The sequence below is a fragment of the Burkholderia sp. AU44665 genome (genome assembly GCF_030504405.1).
Taxonomy (GTDB): domain Bacteria; phylum Pseudomonadota; class Gammaproteobacteria; order Burkholderiales; family Burkholderiaceae; genus Burkholderia; species Burkholderia semiarida.
The window spans coordinates 412,887-430,405 of record NZ_JAUJRI010000004.1 but is presented as its reverse complement, the minus strand read 5'-3'; the positions used below and the strand labels follow the sequence as shown (position 1 = coordinate 430,405).

Annotated in this window: 13 protein-coding genes and 1 pseudogene; 7 read left to right on the top strand and 7 right to left on the bottom strand. The window is 67.5% G+C overall.

Going from position 1 to position 17,519, the window contains the following annotated elements:
• From QZM15_RS12795 to QZM15_RS12775, 5 genes are all read right to left on the bottom strand, one after another.
• Positions 1 to 2,125, bottom strand: a 2,125-nt coding sequence (locus QZM15_RS12795) for a YadA family autotransporter adhesin (RefSeq protein WP_302106509.1), incomplete at its 3' end; no start/stop codon positions are given.
• A gap of 963 nt (positions 2,126 to 3,088) precedes the next feature.
• A complete protein-coding gene (locus QZM15_RS12790) occupies positions 3,089 to 3,991 on the bottom strand; it encodes a ferritin-like domain-containing protein (RefSeq protein WP_302106508.1) in 903 nt (300 codons plus the stop codon).
• Positions 3,992 to 4,086: 95 nt separating this feature from the next.
• The gene (locus QZM15_RS12785) at positions 4,087 to 4,305 is read right to left on the bottom strand and encodes a hypothetical protein (protein ID WP_006480563.1); all 219 of its coding nucleotides are present in this window, start codon (positions 4,303 to 4,305) and stop codon (positions 4,087 to 4,089) included.
• A 233-nt stretch (positions 4,306 to 4,538) separates the two neighbouring features.
• Complete coding sequence (locus tag QZM15_RS12780) at positions 4,539 to 5,189, bottom strand: NADPH-dependent FMN reductase (RefSeq protein WP_006490914.1); 651 nt, start codon at positions 5,187 to 5,189, stop codon at positions 4,539 to 4,541.
• Positions 5,190 to 5,499: 310 nt separating this feature from the next.
• Entirely contained in the window at positions 5,500 to 5,805 is a 306-nt protein-coding gene (locus tag QZM15_RS12775) for an NIPSNAP family protein (RefSeq protein ID WP_059575435.1), read from the bottom strand.
• A 279-nt stretch (positions 5,806 to 6,084) separates the two neighbouring features.
• Between QZM15_RS12775 and QZM15_RS12770 the strand changes: the two genes are divergently transcribed.
• Positions 6,085 to 6,873 carry a GNAT family N-acetyltransferase gene (locus QZM15_RS12770; RefSeq protein ID WP_302106507.1) on the top strand — a complete coding sequence of 263 codons (789 nt, stop codon included), beginning with the start codon at positions 6,085 to 6,087 and terminating at the stop codon, positions 6,871 to 6,873.
• Between the two features lie 165 nt (positions 6,874 to 7,038).
• Here the strand turns inward: QZM15_RS12770 and QZM15_RS12765 are convergent, their stop codons facing one another.
• Positions 7,039 to 8,394, bottom strand: coding sequence for a DUF3999 domain-containing protein (locus tag QZM15_RS12765; protein ID WP_302106506.1), 1,356 nt, complete (start codon positions 8,392 to 8,394; stop codon positions 7,039 to 7,041).
• Positions 8,391 to 11,768 carry a DUF2339 domain-containing protein gene (locus QZM15_RS12760; protein WP_302106505.1) on the bottom strand — a complete coding sequence of 1,126 codons (3,378 nt, stop codon included), beginning with the start codon at positions 11,766 to 11,768 and terminating at the stop codon, positions 8,391 to 8,393. Before QZM15_RS12760 ends, QZM15_RS12765 begins: the two co-directional genes overlap by 4 nt.
• 490 nt (positions 11,769 to 12,258) lie before the next feature.
• Here QZM15_RS12760 and QZM15_RS12755 point away from each other — a divergent pair.
• The 6 genes and pseudogenes from QZM15_RS12755 to QZM15_RS12730 all read left to right on the top strand — a co-directional run.
• Positions 12,259 to 13,544: pseudogene (locus tag QZM15_RS12755) on the top strand (glycine betaine/L-proline ABC transporter ATP-binding protein); the annotation flags it as partial.
• The gene (choW, locus tag QZM15_RS12750; RefSeq protein ID WP_059575424.1) at positions 13,537 to 14,433 is read left to right on the top strand and encodes a choline ABC transporter permease subunit; all 897 of its coding nucleotides are present in this window, start codon (positions 13,537 to 13,539) and stop codon (positions 14,431 to 14,433) included. The pseudogene QZM15_RS12755 and the gene choW, both read left to right, overlap by 8 nt.
• Positions 14,434 to 14,540: 107 nt before the next feature.
• Complete coding sequence (locus tag QZM15_RS12745; protein ID WP_059575422.1) at positions 14,541 to 15,539, top strand: GlxA family transcriptional regulator; 999 nt, start codon at positions 14,541 to 14,543, stop codon at positions 15,537 to 15,539.
• A gap of 104 nt (positions 15,540 to 15,643) precedes the next feature.
• Positions 15,644 to 16,591: a choline ABC transporter substrate-binding protein gene (locus QZM15_RS12740; RefSeq protein ID WP_060314054.1), complete on the top strand. Its 948-nt coding sequence runs from the start codon at positions 15,644 to 15,646 to the stop codon at positions 16,589 to 16,591.
• Positions 16,592 to 16,760: 169 nt separating this feature from the next.
• Positions 16,761 to 16,889 carry a hypothetical protein gene (locus tag QZM15_RS12735; RefSeq protein WP_264168444.1) on the top strand — a complete coding sequence of 43 codons (129 nt, stop codon included), beginning with the start codon at positions 16,761 to 16,763 and terminating at the stop codon, positions 16,887 to 16,889.
• Positions 16,886 to 17,512: a trimeric intracellular cation channel family protein gene (locus tag QZM15_RS12730; RefSeq protein WP_302106504.1), complete on the top strand. Its 627-nt coding sequence runs from the start codon at positions 16,886 to 16,888 to the stop codon at positions 17,510 to 17,512. Before QZM15_RS12735 ends, QZM15_RS12730 begins: the two co-directional genes overlap by 4 nt.
• Positions 17,513 to 17,519: the final 7 nt, after the last annotated feature.

Below are 17,519 nucleotides of genomic sequence, written 5' to 3'. Positions count from 1 at the left end.
CCGAGCTGAGGCCAGTGGACAGCGAGTTGATGCCGGTCGAAGTCGAGGTCGACAGGGAACCGATCGAGCTGTTGGCCGACGACAGGCCCGTCGACGTGGAAGTCGAAAGCGACGTAACCGAGCTGTTTGCCGAGCTGAGGCCGGTGGACAGCGAATTGATACCTGTCGAAGTCGACGTCGACAACGAGGTGATCGAGCTGTTGGCCGACGAGAGGCCCGTCGACGTGGAGGTCGACAGCGACGTCACAGAGCTGTTCGCCGAGCTGAGGCCAGTGGACAGCGAGTTGATGCCGGTCGAAGTCGAGGTCGACAGGGAACCGATCGAGCTGTTGGCCGACGACAGGCCCGTCGACGTGGAAGTCGAAAGCGACGTAACCGAGCTGTTAGCCGAGCTGAGGCCAGTGGACAGCGAATTGATGCTGGTCGAAGTCGAGGTCGACAGCGAGGTGATCGAGCTGTTGGCCGATGAGAGGCCGGTCGACGTGGACGACGAAAGAGACGTAACGGAGCTGTTAGTTGTACTAAGGCCGGTGGACAGCGAATTGATGCTGGTCGAAGTCGAGGTCGACAGCGAGGTGATCGAGCTGTTGGCCGACGAGAGGCCGGTCGACGTGGACGACGAAAGCGACGTAACAGCGCTGTTAGCTGAACTAAGGCCCGTGGACAGCGAGTTGATGCCCGTCGAAGTCGAGGTCGACAGCGAAGTGATCGCGCTATTCGCCGACGAAAGACCGGTCGACGCCGACGTCGACAGGCTGCCGATTGCGCTCGTCGTCGTGCTCACGCCGGTGCTGAGCTGGGCGACGGTGACGGCGTCCTGCGGCGCCGAGCCGTCCGCGACGTTCGTGATGCGGCGCAGGGCCGTCGAGCTGCCGACCGAAACTTCCGACAGAGGCGCGGCGCTGCCCGTCAGATAACCCGTGCCCGTCGGCGCTGCGGCGCCCGTCACGCTTCCGGTGCCGAGCGCGACGCTGGATGCGTATCTGGCCGTGCTGCTTGCGCCGAGCGCCATCGCACCGGTGCCCGAGGCCGTCGCGCCGGTGCCGAATGTCGTGGCGTTCGTGCCGGATGCCGTTGCGCCGACGCCGATTACCTGTGCGCCGGTTCCGGTGGCGAGCGTGCCATTGTTGCCGATGGCGATCGAGTTCGTGCCGTTGGCGGTAGTTTGGGCGCCGATCGCCGTCGAATCCTGACCCGTAGCCGATGCACTCGTGCCGATGGCGAGCGAATCGCCGGAACCCGTCGGAGACGTTGCTACAGCACCGGCCCCGATCGCGATCGTGGAACCCGACGTAGCGTTGCCCGCGTTCGCGCCGCTGCCGATCGCGATGCCGCCGCCCGTGCCAGCGTTCGCACCGGCCGTCGCCGATTGACCCAATGCAACCGCGGAGCCGCTTGCCGTGGCGCCGTCGCCCTGCGCGATGCCATACGCACCGTTGACGGTCGCACCGCGGCCGAGCGCGATACCCGACGTGGCGGTCGATGCGACGGACGACTGCCCGCCGATCGCGATACCGTCCGCCGCGGCCGACTGCGCGCCCTTCGTTGCGTTGCTGCCGATGGCGACTGCGCCCGCGCCCGAAGCGATGGTCGAGTTCGCCTGCGACAGCGGCGTCGTTCCGTTGCCGCCCGCGCCGCCGATCGCGACGGAGTTCAGTGCGTTCGCAGTCGAGCCGAAGCCGAGTGCGGTCGCGCCGGCACCGCTGGCGGTGGTTTCGAGGCCGGCAGCGACGCCCCACAGACCCGCCGACGACTGTATGCCGGTGGCGACCGCGCCGTTGCCGGTCGCCTGTGCGAATGCGCCATATACCGTGACACCGGTCCAGCCGTTGCCGTTGGAGTTACACCCGGCTACGACCGAATACGTTCCGGAACCGTCGCCGGCCTGGTTTTGCGTGCCGCCGGGGTTGACGCGGCCGACCGCGCCGCTGCTTCCCGTCAGGCAGGTTTGCTGTGTGTTGAGCGTATTGGCTTCGGCCAGTCCGGGCAGGCTGATCGCCAGCGCCGCGACGGCCGCCACCACGACAGCCGACTTGTTCGGCTTACCCCGTGCCGAATCGATTTCCGATGCTGCGACCCACGCGCCGAGCGCTTCGTTCCAGATCGAGCGGTATGTGCGGTTCATATCCTGCTACCTCCAAATGTGCACGCCACACACCGGTCTCTTTTGTTAGAGGATTACTCCGTGCGCTCGCGTGAATCTCAAAATTGATGGGCGGAGTTTATTGGAGTCGGATTTTATAGATTGACAAACAGTGATAAATGAAGCGTTTTAAAAGTTAAAGAATGGTTAATGAGGCGGGTTTTTGCGCAAGAGAGCAGAATGAATTTGAAAGATGCAAGAATGCTTCTAGTATGGTTTGAATTCTGCGGCCGATATTCGGGTTTTCCTATAAAAATCAATGTGTTGAGGCGATTTTGTGCGGTGGATGACACATTCGGTCTAGTCAAAAGTAAGACAAATGAAATAGCAAACGTTTGCGCGTCGCCGGATTCTTTCATGTTTGTAATGTTTTCTGGGTTGTGGTGAGATAATGCGCTAGCCGAATTATTAACTTGTTAATATTTTGGCTTTTATTGAATTTTTGTTTTAGTGTGAAGATTATCTAGCAGTCAAATTCATCTGATTCGAGGTGCATTTGATTGTGCTGATGTGCGCATTCCGTCCGGCGCCGGGGCCCGTATGACGGGCGTTCCGGGCCGTCCGGCCGTCGAAGTTGTAAAAAATTGCTACAGAACGCCCCAATGAAACAATCTGCGCCGATTTATCGGATTTGTCCTATTGACGATCGTGTTGACATCGGCGTTATCGCGGAATCGGCGCGTATGCCAGAGGTTGAGCGGGCGCACTCGTGAGGGGTGTTTCGCGGGGTGTCGACGGGGCGCCACAGACCGTGGGTCTGCGTCCAGTCGGAGGGGGCCGAAATGTCAGATCCGAGTGCGGCAATTTGTCCGCCACGCCGGCGCAGGCCCGCCGCAGCAAAATGAAAAAAGGGAGGGATCGAATGTATCGGGCGCGCCACATTCGGCCCACGAGCGTGGGCCGAATGGGCCAGCCTGCCGCATGACCCGCGGCAAGCTTCCGGCTTTACTTCGTCAGAAACCGCAGCGCGAACCGCGCCATCCGCGGCACGAACATCGGGCGCAGCAGGCGCTTGTCGTAACCGGCCATGCGCCGGTCGTTTTCCACGAGACACAGCTCGATCAGCTCGCGCGGGTTCAGCGCATCGCCGATGTCGGCGGTGCCCGTCGCCGGAAAATTCGCGTCACGCGCGGCGCCGTCGGCATCGATGCCGCGCGCGATGCTCATGCGGTCGCGGATCAGCTGCACCCACACGGCTGCGACGCGTGCGAAGAACCACGGCCGGCGCCACCACGGCATCGTGCGCCAGTACCATGCGTACCAGTTGACGAAGAACAGGATGTGGCGGCCTTCTTCCTGGATCACGGGCTCGAAAGTCTCGACCAGTTCGGGCGGGAAATAGCCGGAGCGCTGCGCGGAGCGGAACAGGCCGAACGCGAAAAAGCTGTCGATGCACTCGCTGAAGCCCGTCATCATCCACGACCATTCGGGATCTTTCGGCGCGGGGTAGGCCGGCTCGGGCGCGAGGCGGATGCCGTACGCCTCGACGAGCTTCGACAGCACGACCTTGTGGCGGGCTTCCTCGCCGCCGTCCATCTCGAGCGCGCGGCGCAGCAGCGGATCGTCGACTGTCGCGGCGTAGGTCGCCACGCGGATCGACGCGCGGCCTTCGGTTTGCACCGCGATGTCCCAGATCGGCAGCGACGTGAGCCGCCTGAGCTCGGCCGGCTGGAGCGCCGGCCAGTCGATCACGGCCGGCTTGTACGGGTTGTGTGTGTCGAGCAGCATCCGACAGAACATCTGCTTGTGCGCATCGGAACCGATCCGGACCGGGCCTTGGGCCTCGAAGGTCCAGTTGCGCATTGCGTGATCTGCGGCTGCATGCTCTTCCTGCAGCGTGTCGGTCATGGCTATTGTTATGCGATTACGGATCGAAAGATTCTTGCACAGCTTCCGTCATCGCGTATTTTCGAGCGGCCATGTGCACGCCGGCCCCGCGCATGTCACGCGTTCGTGTCGACCCAGAGGCGGCCCCAGCGCGATGCGTACGCGAGGGCGTGCTCTTCCTCGAAGAAGAAATCGATTGCGTCGAACGACACGGAGCGCGGCGACGGGCCGCCGCTCGCGCGTTCGATCGTCAGGTTGGCGGCGAACAGCCCGTTCGGCAACCGGGCGGCAGCGGGAGCGACTTCGTAGCCCTTGTAGCGGATCGTACGGTTCATGGCATGCGCGGAAAAAGTTCGGACTTTCAGCGTACGCAAACCCGCCGGTCGGGTGAACCAATCTTTCGGCCAATGCAAATGACGCGGCGGGCTGAATCGTTATCGGGGCGGGACGCGGAACGGTGTTGTCGGGGGCCAGGACGACGCGCCCGCATGTCGGCACGCGTCGGAAGACGCGCCGCGCGCCCTCGTCGAATCCTGTCGATCGAGGGCGCGCGGCGGAATGCGGGGGGTTACTGGTTGGCGACCTTCAGCACGGGGGCGAGCGCATCGACCGACGCCGCGTGCGAGGCCGCCCGATGCGAAGCGAACGCGAGCGCGAATTCGGCCGCTTGCGCGCCGACCGTCTCGAGTTGCGCGACGACCTTCGGATCCGAGCAACTGTCGGCGCTCTCGAAGCGCGTTTCCAGCGTGTTGACGGTGGCGCCGAACGGCGTCGGCCAGCCGCGCAGCGCATGGACGATCGAGCGCAGCGACGTCAGCACGGTGCCGGCCGCCTGCCAGCCGTAGGCGGTGACGATCAGGCCGACCGCGCGGCCGTCGAGATACGGGCGTTCGTCCGCGCGCAGCTCCTCGAGCGTGTCGAGTGCGTTCTTCACGAGGCCGGACACGCCGCCGTGATAGCCGGGCGTCGCGATGATGATCGCGTCGGCCTGGCGCACCGCGTCGATAAGCTCGCGCTGCGCGTCGGTCAGCGTTTTGTGTTCGGGGGCGTAGTGCGGCAGCGTGTGCAGGAACGGGCCGTCGAACAGGCGCGTACGCGCGCCGGCGGCCTGCGCGCCGCGCAGGGCGAACGACAGCGCGCGTTCGGTGGACGACGCGGCCCGGGTGGTACCGCCGATGCCGACGACGAACGGGCGGCGGTGTTGATCGAATGCAGTCAAGGGGCGCTCCTGGGAGTGGCTTGCCCGGCTAAGCACAGGCTTAAAACCAGATGGTAACGACCCCGTCGCCACTCTGAAAACGACTTTTCGTTCTATCGATATGCCGCGTGGCGGGGCAATCGTGTGCGCGGCCGCGCAGATCGATAGCAGAAATGCTTGGTTGGGGCGGTGCACCACGGTCGATAAGATGGGTGCGTCTCCTCCATGATGTCTCTACTGACATGGGTTGGCCCCGCCACGCGGATGCGGCGGGGCTTTTTTTCGTCCTCGGCCGGAAAACGGGGCGCGATGCGTGCCGCGGCGTGGCCCGTTACGCGAACACCGGCCGGAAGAAGCTGCGCTCGTAGCTGACGATGCAACGCGTGTCCTCCGCGTAGCGGAACGCGGCCTGGCAGGCCGGATCGTCCTTCGAGCGTTCGCGGTAGCGCTCGTAGTCGGCGAGGCTCGGGAACGAGAACATTGCCAGCGCGATGTTGCTCGCGCCTTCGGATGGCAGGAAATAGCCATGATGCGTGCCGCCGAACCGTTCGACGAGCGGAATCCACATCTTGCCGTAGGTCTCGAATTCGACGAGTTTGTACGGGTCGACGACGTAGCGAAGGAAGCAGGTGATCATGGGCGCTCGCGATGCAGTGGCGGAGCCGCGAGTCTGGAGCGCGGGGCGGCACGTGTCAACGGCGTGCACGCGGGCGTCGATTTCCCTGCTTGATGCATTGCTTGCGCGAGCAACGATCGGCACTTCGACGCGTTCGCGATGACGTGCGCACAGCGTCGAAATACACCGTACTCGCCACCTCCGCCAGCCGCGCTACCCGTGGATTTTTACGACATTTTTTCTTGCGACGGCGACCGGCGCGCTCCTAGACTTCGGGCATCTTCACCACGGAGCATGGCCATGTCGATACCCTGGAACGCGATCGCCGAACCCACCGCCGCCGCGCCGCTTTCCGCAGGCGCCGATCGGGTGATCGTCCGGCGCTTCGATCCGGCAATCGACAGCTACGCACAACTCACGCCGATGCTGCACCGTGCGTTCGCGCGGCTCGGTGCGATGGGGCTCAACTGCACGTGCGTCGATCAGGACGAAGACGTCACGCGCCGCCGCGCGGAAGCAGGCGAGTGCTACGTCGCCGTGTGCGGCGGGCGCGTCGCCGGCACGGCCACGCTGTACGCGACCGATCCGTCGTCGGCCTGTTCGCTATACCGCCGTGAAGGCGTCGCGAGCGTGCGCCAGCTGGCGGTGGACCCGGCTTGCCAGAGCCGCGGGATCGGCGCGTTGCTGCTGTCGTTCGCCGAGCAGTGGGCCGCGTCGCGCGGCTATGCGCTGCTCGCGCTGGATACGCCGCATCCCGCCGCGCACCTGCTGGCGTTCTACGGCGCGCAGGGCTTCGAGGTGGTCGACGTGATGCGCTTCGCCGGCAAGCGCTACGACAGCGCGATCCTGTGCAAGCGGCCCGTTGCACGCCCCGTGCGCCGGGTGTCGTCGGCGTCGCGGCTGGCTGCGCGTGTGGCGGCCGTGCGGCGTGTCCTGCATGCGTGGGCGCCGCGCATTGTCGTGTTGGCCCGGCGCGAGGCGGGTTTGCGTCGCGCCGGACGTTTCGCGGCGCGCCGCGCGGCCGGTGCGGCCAGTTGCCGGTCGTCGCCGTGGCGGCCGCGTCAGCACGGCCGTTTCGTGGCCCGATAGCGGCGGGCGGACTCCGGTTCGTGCCGTTCGCCCGTCGCGTGGGCTTCACGCGAGGAGGGGACGCGGGCCGCTCGATCAATCGGCGCAATCACCCGTTCCGATGGCCAGGAGAACGAACCGGCTCGACGAACGGCGCGCCAAGCGGCACGCAACTGCTTGCGTACGTCACTCGTCGCGGCCGCGGGCGTCGCCGCCGCCTTTCGCAAGGCGCCACGCGATCGTGCCGAGCATGCCGACCGCCACCACCAGCGCGCCCCACAGCACGTAGCGGCGCGCGGCGTCCGTGTCGGCGGCGGCCACCGGCGCGACCGCCGACGCCGCCAGCGCCGCGCCGACGCGCGCGGGCCGTACTTCGGGCGCCATGCCGACCAGCAGTGCGTCGCGGCTCACGGCCGACGACCCGAGCGACGCGTCGCCGACGCCGAGCGTAAACGGCGGCGCGCCGCGCGCGACGAAGGTCAGCGCGGCCGGATGCCAGCCGATCGCGACGGCCGGCTGCCCGCCGCCGAGCCCCCCGTTGCGCATGTCGACGACGATTCGCCATGTGCGGTCCGTATTCGCGACGAACTCGAGCGGCGGATTGCGCTGCTCGCCGCCCTTGCCCTGCAGCCGGAACAGCACGGCGCCCGCGACGTCGCGCCACGGCGCCTGTGCGTCGGCACGGCTTTGCAGCGCCGCGCGTGCGACGGTGTTCGGTTGCGGCAGGCCGATGCGCACGCGGTCGACCGGATACGCGCCATCGGTGTCGAACAGATACTCGCCCGGCGCACGGCCGGCGCGTACCCGCACGGCGTCGCGCCACTGACGCGGCGCGGATGCCGTATCGGCGCCGCGAGCGTCGCGCGGATGCGTCTCGACGTCGATCGACGCGATCGCAGGCGCGTCGTCGAGCCAGTCCAGCCGCAGGTAGCGCGGCGCGGCGCCGTCGAGCGCGATGCGCTCCTGCACCAGCATGTCGCTGCCGCGGCCGACCTTCAGCAACTGCGTGCTGCCGAGCGGCCGCCAACTGCGCAGGTCGTCGCTGGCTTCGACGGACACACGCCCCTGGTAGCTGTCGTCGCTCACGTGCACGAGCAGCGCATCGATGCTGCCGTCGGTATGCGACAGGTCGACGAGGTCCGCGCCGTGCGTGGTGCGCGAAGGTGTCGCGACGGCCGCGCGCAGCGCGCCGTCCGGGCCGACCGTCACGCCGAGCGGCGCGTTGGCGTTCCCGGCGCGGGCGGGCGGCAGCGGGAACCAGTGCACCGGCGTGCGGGACGGCGGCACGGCAGGCGCGGCGGCGGGCGCGTCGAGCGAGTACGGCACTGGCTCGCCCGCGCCGTTGAAGATGCGCACGTCGCCGAGATCGTCGCGCCGGCTCGCCGCATACACGGGCTGCGGCACGGTGAGCTGGTAGTACGCGGCGCTGCCGTCGAGGTCGAGCGCGAAGCGCTGCGCGACGCGGGCTGCGTTCGGGGCATCGCCGGCCGCCGCGAACGACGCGAACAGGCTCAGCCCGAGCAGGGCGGCGAATCGTTTCATGGCCGGCCGTCCTGTTGCGCGGCTGCCTTCGGCGGCAGCGGCGAGAAATAGCCGATCAACAGCAGCAGCACGCCGATGCCGATGAACGACACGATGCGCTCGATGCCGGTGACATGCGACAGGTCGAACAGGAACAGCTTGACGACCGTGAGCGCGAGCAGCGCGGCGCCGACGAACCACAGCGGCCGCAACCCGCGGCGCGTGGCCCAGATCGCGATCGCGAGCGCGCAGACCGTCCAGTACACGGATACCGACGCCTGCACGAGCGTCGATTCGGCCATCGCGCGGAATTCATACGGCACGCCGGCCCAGTGATGCAGCGTGCGCAGCAGGATCGCGTTCAGCCACAGGAAGCCGGTCGCGCCGGCCGCACCCAGCAGCTCGACGCGGTACCTGCCGAACGACCAGCCGAGCTTGCGCGCGCGCACGAACCACGACGCGGCGAGCGCGTAGACGACCGCGAGCACGAGATCGAGCGGATTGAACAGCGGCACGCGCGCCCAGCTTCCGCCGTCCTGCGTGAAGTTCGCGTAGAACGTCCACGCCCACATCACGACGATCAGCGGCAGCGACGCGAACGCGCAGAGACGGGCGATGCCGTCGCGGCGCGTGAGCCACATCCCGGCGAACGCGAACAGGCTCCAGCCGACCATGAACACCTGCTGGACGCCGAACGACGAGACCACGGTGTCGATGTCGTAGCCCAGGTGGAAGCGGTGATGCAGCGTGCGCAGCATCAGCGCGTTGAACCACAGGAACACGGTCGCGATCGCCGCATAGTCGACGACGCGCGGATGCCACGCGATGCCGAGCGTTTTCAGGCGGCGCAGCCACGCGGCGAAGGCGACGAACACGAGACCCTGCGCGACGTCGAGCGGATTGAGCAGCGGCACCCAGAAGAGCGGCGCTGCGTCGCCGTCGCTGACCGTGCTGGCGAGGCTCCACAGCCACAGCAGCGCGGCGAGCGGCGCGGCCCCCCACACCTGATACGCGCGCGGGAACGCCGCGACGGGCCAGCGCAGGCGCGAGCCGGGGCCCGACACGAGCAGGAGCAGCGCGCCGAATCCGTATGCCCATGCGCTCCAGCTCCACGCGCCTTCGGGGACGAACGCGTGCAGGCGCCAGAAGCCTTCGAGCGAGAGCAGCCCGCACAGGGTCCAGAACGTCAGCGTATGCAGCGGCGCGAGGATGCCTGCTGCAACGGCCGGCGCCGCGTCGTTCGCGGCAGCGGCGCGGCCCGTGTCGCGCGACTGGCGCCACAGCAGCGCGAGCCCCGCACCGACGGCCAGCGGCCACGCGAACGCACCCATGCCCGACAGCGGCGCTTCGTGCGCATCGAACGCGCGCAGCGCGAGCAGCGCCAGCACCGGCGTGAGCGCGAGCGCGGGCCATTCGGCGAGCGGCCATGCGAGCCGGCGGCGTGCGACGTGCGCGAGCCACGCGGTACCGGCCGCGAACAGTGCGGTCGTATCGACGACGAAGCGATCGGCATGCAGGTCGACGTGGCGGCTTGCGTGGACCAGGATCTCGTGCAGCCCGCCGCTGACCCACCACAGCAGCCCCCACGCAGCGGCCGCGACGCCGATCTCGGGCATCCATGCGTGCCATGCGCGCGCTTCGCCGCGCCCGTGCAGCCACCAGCCGGTGAACAGGCCGGCGAGCGCGATCAGCAGCATCGCGATGGTCGGGCCGTTGAGCACGGGCAGCGCGGTCGCGTCGGCCGGCGCGAGCAGGCTCGTGAAGAACGCGCCTGCCGCGGCGAGCTGCATCAGCAGCCCGAAGCCGAATGCGAGCAGGCGCTTCTGGCGCACGCCGAGCCACACGACGGCCGCGCCTTCGATGGCCCACGCGGCGCTGGTCGTCGGCCCCGAGAACGCGAGCGGCACCGCGAGCGTCGCGAAGATGACAGCGAGCGCGAGCATCGATTCGAACAGCAGCCCGAGGCGGTCGCGGCGCCGCGCGAGCCAGGCGGCGACCGCGACGTAGAACGCCGACAGCGCGACCGCGCTCCACGCGAGCGCGAACGGCATGCCTTTCACGAGCGACGCCTGCAGCGCGGTCGCGACGATCGGCGTGCCGAACACGAGCGTGCCGTCCACGTAGTGCCGCAGCGCGAGTTCGCGTTTCATCGCATACAGCAGCGCGATACCGACATACATCAGGAAGAACAGGACGAGGAACGGCTCGGTGCTCGCGAACAGCGCGGGGCGATAGGCCGTCACGCCCCACGCGGAGCCGATCGTGAACGTGAACACGAAGCCGAGCAGGTTCAGCGGGCGCCAGGCCTTGAACCACGCGATCGCGAAAATGCCCGCGTTCAGCAGTGCGTAGTAGCTGAACAGCGCGACATGGTTGCCCTGGCCGGTCGACAGCAGGATCGGTGCGAGGAAGCCGCCCGCGCTGCCCATGAACGCGAGCGGCAGCGCGTTCTGCCGCACCGCGAGGAACGCGCTCAGCGCGCAGATCGCGACCATCAGCGGGAACGCGGCGCCGACGGGCAGCAGCGCATAAAGCTTGGTCGCGGCGAAGATCGTCAGGTACAGGATGCCGACGCCGCCGCCTTGCAGCACGAGACCGTATGCGGCGCGGCGCGCTCGCACGCGCCAGCCGATCGCGAGCAGCGCGGCCGCGGCGAGCGCCGTGCCCGCGAGGCGGAATTCGATCGGCAGCATGTCGTTGTCGGCCGCGTACTTGAGCAGGAACGCGACGCCGAAGAACAGCACGATGATCCCGACACGCACCACCGTGTTGCCGCCGAGCAGCCAGTCGCGTGCGGCGCCGAACGCGCGTTCGGCGAGGCCGGGTTCGCGCGGCGCAGGCGGTACGGGCGGGGCCGCGCGGCTCGCGGTGGCGGGTGCGCTGGCGGTGGTGTGGGCGTGAGCGGACGCAGTGGGGGTGCGTGCCGTGGTTGCCGGTGCGAGAGCCGCTGCGGGTGCCGGCGTCGAAGCCGATGCCGGTGTGTCGACCCGTGCGGCGGCAGGTTGTTGGGCGGGCGTGGCCGGAACGTGGGCCGGTAGCGGCGCGGAGGCACCGTCCGACGCCGTTTGCGCGAGGCCGCCGGAGGTCGCCGCGCCGGCCTTCGCGCCCGCCAGTTGCGCGCGCAGCGAATCGAGTTCGCGCGTGAGCGTGTCGACGGTGGCTTCGAGGCGCGCGACGCGATCGGCGAGGGGTAACGGGGTGGGAGGCGGCGCCGCGGAGATCGCGAATGAATCGGGCGCGGCGGGCACGTGACGGAGCTTGCTTTGCCGCAGCGCATGCCCGACGCAGAATCCGACGGCGGCCCCGAGCAGCGAGCCGCTTCCGGCCGAGAAATCCCCGATCAAGGCGGCGATGCCGCCCACGATGAAGCCGATTACGGCGAATGCCCAGTTCAACGCCTTGCTCCCTCTCACTATCGTTATCGTCCTTCGATCGCGGATCGCACCCGATCGAGGCGGTTTCAGCACGGCCGGCAGGCGAACCGGCATGCGCGCGTCGTACGGCGGGGCCCTCGTGCGAAAGGCCCGCGACGGCGTCGCGATTGGCGTGTTTGCGGGGAATGTATCACAGCGCGCATGCTCCGATTTGCGGGGTTGGCGCGGTATCGCGGCGTGCGCCGTCCGGTGTCGCCATCCGGATTTCTGCACGGTCATGCTTTTTACCGACGAATGCAGTGCGCGTTTTCGTCTGAGCGAATCGACGCCGGAACGGACGTGAACTTGTCGCAAAACGACGCGTGCCCGATGCGCGCTGGCGCAAAACCTCATGTGATGCGCGCCGCGTTGCTGCGCACAAGTCCGGCGCGGAATGCCCGCCGTTGCGGGCCGTGCGCGTATTGCGCCGCCGCAATCGGCTGCGCGGCCCGCCGGGCGGGGCTGCGGGCCGTGTCGTATTTGCGCAAGCGTTTGTCGTAATTCGTCGGCAGGTCGGGGTTTTTTCTGGCAACTATGTAGGCACGCTATGACAAGCGCGAGTCCCCGCTACACGAGGAGAAGGTTTCGATGGATGCCCCCAAGGTTGTGGTCGAAGGTCTGTGCAAGGTGTTTGGAAGCAATCCCCAGCAGGCGCTCGACATGCTCGCCGCCGGCGCGACGAAGGACGATGTGCTCAAGCGCACCGGTCAGGTCGTCGGCGTGCACAACGTCTCCTTCGATGTGCAGGAAGGCGAAATTTTCGTGCTGATGGGCCTGTCCGGCTCCGGCAAGTCCACGCTGATCCGCCTCGTGAACCGGCTGGTCGATCCAAGCGCCGGCAAGGTGCTGATCGACGGGCTCGACGTCGCGTCGGCGCGTCGCTCGGCGCTGACCGCGCTGCGCCGCAAGGACATGAGCATGGTGTTCCAGTCGTTCGCGCTGATGCCGCATCGCACCGTCGTGTCGAATGCCGCGTTCGGCCTCGAAGTCGCGGGCATGGGCAAGAAGGAGCGCGAGCGCCGTGCGATGGAAGTGCTCGAGCAGGTCGGCCTCGCACCGTTCTCGCACAAGCTGCCGTCCGAGCTGTCGGGCGGCATGCAGCAGCGCGTCGGCCTCGCCCGCGCGCTCGCCGTGAACCCGTCGCTGATGATCATGGACGAGGCGTTCTCCGCACTCGATCCGCTCAAGCGCCGCGAAATGCAGGACGTGCTGCTGCAACTGCAGAAGGAGCAGCGCCGCACGATCATGTTCGTGTCGCACGATCTGGAGGAAGCGCTGCGCATCGGCAACCGCATCGCGATCATGGAAGGCGGCCGCCTCGTGCAGGTCGGCACGCCGCAGGACATCATCGCGAATCCGGCGGACGACTACGTGCGCGCGTTCTTCGACGGCATCGACACGAGCCGCTACCTCACCGCCGGCGACTTGATGCAGACGGGCGCCGTGCCGCTCGTGTCGAAGTGCGATGCCGCGAACGTCGCGGCGTCGCTGAACGGCAGCGCCGAATACGCGTTCGTGCTCGATGCCGCACGCAAGATTCGCGGCTTCGTCACGCGCGAGGCGCTCGGTCAGGACACGCCGTCGGTACGGCCGATCGAAAGCATCCGGCGCGATGCGTCGCTCGAACATGTCGTCGCGCGCGTCGTCGCGAGCCCGAATGCATTGCCCGTCGTCGACGACGACGGCTGCTACTGCGGCTCGGTCGATCGTGCGCTCATCCTGAAGGCCATCACGCGTTCGCGAGGCTCCCATGTCTGAAATGATTCCGCTCGGTACCTGGGTCGACCAGTCCGTTCACTACCTGCTCGACCACGACGCGAAGACGTTCGACGCGATCGGTCAAGCGATCGAAGGGCTCGCCGCATTCGTCGAGCATGGCCTGCAGGCGATCCCGATGTGGCTGATGATGGCGATCTTCATCGGCGTCGGGCTGTGGCGGGTGGGCTGGCGCTTCGCGCTGTTCACGACCGCGTCGCTGCTGCTGATCTTCGCGACGGGCTTCTGGGACCAGACGGTCATCACGCTCGGCCTCACGCTGTCGTCGACGATCATCAGCCTCGTGCTCGGCATCCCGCTCGGGATCTGGGCCGCGAAGAGCAAGTGGGTCGCCGCGATCGTGCGTCCGATCCTCGACCTGATGCAGACGATGCCGGCCTTCGTCTACCTGATTCCGGCCGCGATGCTGTTCGGTCTCGGCCGCGTGCCGGGGATCCTGTCGACGGTGATCTTCGCGATGCCGCCGGCCGTGCGCCTCACGAGCCTCGGCATCCGCCACGTGAACCGCGAGATCGTCGAAGCCGGTCAGGCATTCGGCTGCACGCCGTGGCAACTGCTGTACAAGGTGCAGTTCCCGAACGCGCTGCCGTCGATCATGCAGGGTGTGAACCAGACGATCATGATGGCGCTGTCGATGGTGATCATCGCGTCGATGGTCGGCGCGGGCGGCCTCGGCAACGACGTGCTCGCGAGTATCCAGCGCCTCGACATCGGTCTCGGCTTCGAAAGCGGTCTGTCGGTCGTGCTGCTCGCGATCATTCTCGACCGCATCACCGAGAGCTTCGGCCGCGCGCCGGGCACTGCGAAGGCGCCGCTGTTCTCGGGCCTCAAGCAGCTCTTTCGCGTGAAGGCTTCGCCCGCGCAGGCCTGATCTCCGGCGGCCGGCAACGCGCCGGCCGCTCACCCTGAATGGATAACGGCTCCCGCGGCTTCGGCCGCGGGGCTGGCTCCCCGCAACCTCCTCGCCAGGAGACCGATGTGACGTCCGCCGTCGCTGTCGCGCCCGCCGCCTGCGTTTCACCGGTTTCGTCCCTCGCCCATTTCGGCTTTCTGACGCTGCCGAACTTCTCGATGATCGCGTTCTCGAGCGCGGTCGAAGTGCTTCGGATGGCGAACTACGTCGGGCGGGCGGATCACTACAAGTGGTCGATCTACTCGCTCGACGGCGCCCCCGCGCATGCCAGCAACGGCATCGCGGTGCGGCCCACGCAAGCGCTCGACTACGACAACCTGCCCGACGTGATGATCGTGTGCGGCGGCATCCGCATCCGCGACGTGGTCGACGACGGCGCGCGCGATACGCTCACGGCACTCGCCGAACGCGGGCTGCCGCTCGGCGGCATCTGCACGGGTGCGTACGCGCTGATGTCGAGCGGGCTGCTCGACGGCTATCGCTGCACCGTGCACTGGGAGAACCTGTCCGCGCTGCATTCCGAATTCCCGCAGGTGGGTTTCGCCGACGAGTTGTTCGTCGTCGATCGCGACCGCCTGACCTGCACCGGCGGCACCGCGCCGCTCGACCTGATGCTGAACCTCGTCGGCATGCGGTTCGGCCAGCAACTGGCCGCGCAGGTCTCCGAGCAGTTCATCCTCGAGCGCATCCGCAGCTCGACCGATACGCAGCCGATTCCCGTCGATGCGCGGGTCGGCTTCTCGCGTGCGGAGCTGATCGAGGTCGTGCGGCTGATGGAGGCGAACATCGAGGAGCCGCTGTCGCTCGAGGAGCTCGCGCGGCTCGTGCGGTTGTCGCAGCGGCATCTGCAGCGCATGTTCAAGGTGTACCTGAACGTGTCGCCGACCCACTATTACCTGACGCTGCGCCTGAAGCGCGCACGCGACCTGCTGCGCACGACCGATGCGTCGATCGCACGCGTGACGGCGGTCTGCGGCTTTCATTCGCCGTGTCATTTCAGCAAGGCATACCGCGCGCAGTTCGGCCATGCGCCGAGCTACGAGCGCCGGCTGCCGGGGCGCTGAGCCGGGGCAATCGGACGGTCCGCGACGTCGCCGGGATCGCGGCGCGCGGCTTCAACAAACGATCCCGCATTCAAGCAAACGACATCACTTTGAGGAGAAGCAAGATGAAGCGCCTATTGATCGCAGCGGTGTGCGGAATCGGGATGACCGCGCCGATGTCGGCCGTTTATGCGGCCGATCCGCCCGTGTGCAAGAACGTGCGCTTCGCGGATGTCGGTTGGTCCGACATCGCGGCGACCACGGGCCTCGCGTCGACGATGCTGCAGGGGCTCGGCTACAACCCGACGAAGACGATCGCGTCGGTGCCGATCACGTTCGCGGGGATCAAGAGCAAGCAGATCGACGTGTTCCTCGGCTACTGGTCGCCGACGATGGACCCGATCATCCAGCCGTTCACGAAGGCCGGCACGATCAAGGTGCTCGCGACGCCGAACCTGACCGGCGCGAAATACACGCTCGCGGTGCCCGACTACGTTTACCAGGGCGGCCTGAAGTCGTTCGCGGACATCCAGAAGTACGCGGACAAGCTCAACGGCAAGATCTACGGGATCGAACCGGGCAACGACGGCAATGCGCTGATCAAGAAGATGATCGACGGCAACCAGTTCGGCCTCGGCAAGTTCAAGCTGGTCGAGTCGAGCGAGGCCGGGATGCTGGTCGAGGTGAATCGCGCGATCCGCGACAAGCAGTGGATCGTGTTCCTCGGCTGGGAACCGCATCCGATGAACGTGCAGATGAAGATCGACTACCTGACCGGCGGCGACGACGTGTTCGGCCCGAACTACGGCGAAGCGAAGGTGCTGACGGCGACGCCGCCCGACTACGCGCAGCGCTGCCCGAACGTCGCGAAGTTCGTGTCGAACCTGCAGTTCACGACGGCGATCGAGAACCACGTGATGGTGCCGATCATGAACAAGCAGGACCCGAACAAGGCCGCCGCCGCGTGGCTGAAGGCGAACCCGGAGGCGCTCGACAAGTGGCTGGCCGGCGTGACGACGATCGACGGCAAGCCGGGCCTGCCGGCGGTGAAGGCGTATCTCGGCGCGCATTGACGGTGACGTGTCGGGCTGGGCGGCCGCGGCCCGAAGCCTGACCTGAATGTTGAGCCGGCGTAAGCAGGGTGACCTGCTTGCGCCGGCTTTTTGCTGCCCGCTTCATGCTCCGCCCGACGGTCGCCGGACGATGCGCTAGACTGCTCGATCCCCGATCGAGGAGACGGCAATGACCCGCAACCCGCTTGATGCATCCGGACGGCAACACGCGGCCGGCACGCGGCTGAATGGCGCGACCGCTTCGGCCGACGCAGGCTGTCACCGCGCGCTGCCGTACCGCGGCCAAACCTTCGCATGAAGCGCATCGAGCAAGTCGTGCTCGCGGCCGATCTCGCGGGCACGGCGGTGTTCGCGATCGAGGGCGCCAATGCGGCGATCCGCGCCGGACTCGACCTGTTCGGGGTGATGGTGCTGTCGCTCGTCGTCGCGCTTGGCGGCGGCGTGATTCGCGACCTGCTGATCGGCGCTCGCCCGCCGAGCGCCGTGAGCGACTGGCGTTATCCGGCGCTCGCGTTCGCCGCAGGACTGTTCGCCTTCGTGTTTCATGCGCGGGTCGCGTCGTTTTCGCCGTCGCTGCTGACGATGCTCGATGCGGCCGGCCTCGCGCTGTTCGCGGTCGCGGGCGCCGTGAAGGCGCTCGAATTCCGCGTCCACCCGTTCATTGCCACGCTGATGGGCGCCGTGACCGGCTGCGGGGGCGGCGTCGTGCGCGATCTGCTGCTCGCGCGGATACCCGTCGTGCTGGTCACGGACATCTACGCGAGCGCGGCGCTGCTCGGCGCGGTCGTCGTCGTGCTGTGCCGGCGGCTCGGTTGCCCGCCTGTCGTCGCGGCGGTGCTCGGCGGCATCGCCTGTTTTGCGCTGCGGATGGCGGCGGTGCGTTTCGGCTGGCAGTTGCCGAAAATCGCCGCGGGGGCGTAGGCCCCGG

Excerpts from the sequence above, each read along its gene's own strand:
- QZM15_RS12735 (WP_264168444.1), top strand. The coding sequence starts at position 16,761 with ATGACCCGCAACCCGCTTGATGCATCCGGACGGCAACACGCGGCCGGC.
- QZM15_RS12790 (WP_302106508.1), bottom strand. The coding sequence starts at position 3,991 with ATGACCGACACGCTGCAGGAAGAGCATGCAGCCGCAGATCACGCAATG.
- QZM15_RS12775 (WP_059575435.1), bottom strand. The coding sequence starts at position 5,805 with ATGATCACCTGCTTCCTTCGCTACGTCGTCGACCCGTACAAACTCGTC.
- choW (WP_059575424.1), top strand. The coding sequence starts at position 13,537 with ATGTCTGAAATGATTCCGCTCGGTACCTGGGTCGACCAGTCCGTTCAC.
- QZM15_RS12785 (WP_006480563.1), bottom strand. The coding sequence starts at position 4,305 with ATGAACCGTACGATCCGCTACAAGGGCTACGAAGTCGCTCCCGCTGCC.
- QZM15_RS12740 (WP_060314054.1), top strand. The coding sequence starts at position 15,644 with ATGAAGCGCCTATTGATCGCAGCGGTGTGCGGAATCGGGATGACCGCG.
- QZM15_RS12730 (WP_302106504.1), top strand. The coding sequence starts at position 16,886 with ATGAAGCGCATCGAGCAAGTCGTGCTCGCGGCCGATCTCGCGGGCACG.
- QZM15_RS12765 (WP_302106506.1), bottom strand. The coding sequence starts at position 8,394 with ATGAAACGATTCGCCGCCCTGCTCGGGCTGAGCCTGTTCGCGTCGTTC.
- QZM15_RS12770 (WP_302106507.1), top strand. The coding sequence starts at position 6,085 with ATGTCGATACCCTGGAACGCGATCGCCGAACCCACCGCCGCCGCGCCG.